Annotated in this window: 2 rRNA genes; both read right to left on the bottom strand. The window is 44.1% G+C overall.

The features are described from left to right. Window positions 1-305, bottom strand: a 23S ribosomal RNA gene (locus tag ACX6U0_RS21290); the annotation flags it as partial. 151 nt (window positions 306-456) lie between these two features. Beyond that, a 16S ribosomal RNA gene (locus tag ACX6U0_RS21285) occupies window positions 457-513 on the bottom strand; the annotation flags it as partial.

Raw genomic sequence — 513 nt, 5'->3', positions numbered from 1 at the left:
CCTACAACCCCAAGAGGCAAGCCTCTTGGTTTGGGCTATCTTCCGTTTCGCTCGCCGCTACTCAGGAAATCGCATTTTGCTTTCTATTCCTCCAGGTACTTAGATGTTTCAGTTCCCTGGGTCTGTCCTCTTTACCCTATGTATTCAGATAAAGATACTACTCCATTACGAGTAGTGGGTTCCCCCATTCGGAAATCTCCGGATCAAAGCTTACTTACAGCTCCCCGAAGCATATCGGTGTTAGTCCCGTCCTTCATCGACTCCTAGTGCCAAGGCATCCACCGTGCGCCCTTTCTAACTTAACTAATTTTAAAACTTAAATTAAACTTACGCAGTTTAATGAATGACATTATCTAGTTTTCAAGGTACAAATTGAGAGTGAACTCTCAAAACTAAACAAAACAATGAAGAAACATCTTTTCATGCATGAACCAACGGTTCATGATGTCTCCATAGAAAGGAGGTGATCCAGCCGCACCTTCCGATACGGCTACCTTGTTACGACTTCACCCC

Source organism: Gottfriedia sp. ABJ_BB2_2 (assembly GCF_055484705.1).
The sequence above is the reverse complement of the archived record's forward strand: the minus strand, read 5'-3'. Positions and strand labels throughout refer to the sequence as shown.